We start from the raw sequence: 2,119 nt of genomic DNA, 5'->3' as shown, positions 1-2,119 counted from the left end.
GGTTGAGGCCGCAGCCCCGCGCCGCGGCAGCGGCGCCCGGCCCAACAGGGAGGGATCATCTGAGATGATCCTGCAGCTGGCGGGAGCCCCGCCGAAACGGAAACGCGGCGCCTGAAACAGGCGCCGCGCATTTATTGTCAGGGCCAGGATCAGCTTGGCGAGAATTCCGGGTAGGCCTCCATGCCTAGCTCCGCCATGTCGAGGCCGTTGACCTCATCCTCTTCCTCAACCCGGATGCCGGTGGTGGCGCGCAGGATGATCCAGACCACGGCAGAGGCAGCGACGGTGAAGACACCCACCGCAGCGATGCCGGTCAGCTGGGTCAGCAGGCTGGCTTCGGGGTTCGACAGCACCACCGCAACAGTGCCCCAAATGCCGCAGAGAAGATGCACCGGGATGGCGCCGACCACGTCGTCGATTTGCAGCTTGTCCAGGAACGGCACCGCAAAGACCACGATCACGCCGCCGATAGCACCGATCAGGGTGGCCAGCCCCAGGCCCGGGGTCAGCGGTTCGGCGGTGATCGCCACCAGACCTGCCAGCGCGCCGTTCAGGATCATGGTCAGGTCAGGCTTGCGGAACAGCAACTGGGTCAGCACCAGCGCTGCCACCGCGCCGCCGGCTGCGGCTGCATTGGTGTTGGCAAAGATGCGGGAGATATCCGCAACATCACCAATCGAACCCATCGCCAGCTGCGAGCCGCCGTTGAAGCCGAACCAGCCCATCCACAGGATGAAAGTGCCAAGCGTCGCCAGCGCCAGGTTGGAGCCCGGCATCGGGATGGTCTTGCCGTCCTTGTACTTGCCGATGCGGGGCCCAAGGATCAGCGCCCCGGTCAGCGCCGCCCAGCCGCCCACAGAATGCACCACGGTGGAGCCTGCGAAATCCAGGAAGCCCATCTCCTCCAGGAAGCCGCCGCCCCATTTCCAGCTGGCCTGGAACGGGTAGATCACCGAGGTCAGCACGATGGTGAAAATCAGGAAGGGCCACAGTTTGATACGCTCGGCCAGAGTGCCCGACACGATCGAGGCGGTGGCGGCGCAGAACATCAGCTGAAAGAAGAAATCCGACCCGGTGGTCGCATAGGAGTAATCATCCGCACCCTCTGCGGTGATCCCCACCGCCTCCAGCACACCGGGGCCAAAGACGCCGGACAAAACGCCATCCACCGCCCAATTGCCCAGCGGATACATCAGGTTATAGCCGATAAGCCAGTAAAACACGGCGGCCAGAGAGAACAGCGCCATGTTCTTGGTCAGCTGCATGGTCACGTTCTTGGAGCGCACAAGACCGGCCTCCAGCATGGCGAAACCCGCCGCCATCCAGAACACCAGGCAGCCACCGATCAGAAACAGCAGCGAGTTCAGGATGAACACAGTGTCGGTCGCAGGGTTTACGCCCGGTGCGGGGCCGTCCTGGGCCAGCGCCAGGCCCGGCAGCGCGCTTAGCGCCAAGGCCGCAAGGGGGAGTTTCAAGGTCTTCATAGGTCTTTCCTCCATGCCGGGCGCCTTACAGCGCCTCGAGATTGGTTTCGCCGGTGCGCACCCGCAGGGCCTGTTCCACATCCAGAACAAAAATCTTGCCGTCGCCGATTTTGCCGGTGCGGGCGGTCTCAGAGATTGCACTGACGGCCTGTTCGGCCTGATCTGCGGGCACCACCAGTTCCAGCTTCAGCTTCGGGACAAAATTCACCTCGTATTCGGCGCCGCGGTAGATTTCGGTGTGGCCCGCCTGGGCCCCGAAACCCTTGATTTCGGTGACCATCAGCCCGCTCACGCCAAGACCGGTCAGCGCCTCGCGAACCTCGTCCAGCTTGAAGGGCTTGATGGCGGCTATGATCATTTTCATCTCTGCATCCCTTGGTTTCCGCGCTGCTCCGGCCCCGTGCCGACGCATTGTGCACTTGCAGCAAAACCGGGCGCCCGAGTCGTGCAAAGCCAAGGCCAGCAAGTTTCCGCGCGTCTTTCTGCGCGCGCACAATAATTTTGCGCCTTTGGCCTGCTTCGCTTAAAAACCGGCCATCTGGCAAAGGGGGGAAGCTCCGGATTCTGCCCCCTCTACAAACCGGGGCGGGCAGGGTATTGTCCCCGGACAACGGGCAAACCGGGCAGGACATGAC

Annotated in this window: 2 protein-coding genes; both read right to left on the bottom strand. The window is 63.2% G+C overall.

Going from position 1 to position 2,119, the window contains the following annotated elements; genetic code table 11:
- Positions 1 to 149: 149 nt before the first annotated feature.
- Positions 150 to 1,484 carry an ammonium transporter gene (locus A2I95_RS33325; protein ID WP_027257452.1) on the bottom strand — a complete coding sequence of 445 codons (1,335 nt, stop codon included), beginning with the start codon at positions 1,482 to 1,484 and terminating at the stop codon, positions 150 to 152.
- A 25-nt stretch (positions 1,485 to 1,509) separates the two neighbouring features.
- Positions 1,510 to 1,848 (bottom strand): P-II family nitrogen regulator, encoded by a 339-nt coding sequence (locus A2I95_RS33320; protein WP_027257453.1) that lies wholly within the window; start codon positions 1,846 to 1,848, stop codon positions 1,510 to 1,512.
- Positions 1,849 to 2,119 lie beyond the last annotated feature (271 nt).

Source organism: Leisingera sp. F5 (assembly GCF_001593695.1).
The sequence above is the reverse complement of the archived record's forward strand: the minus strand, read 5'-3'. Positions and strand labels throughout refer to the sequence as shown.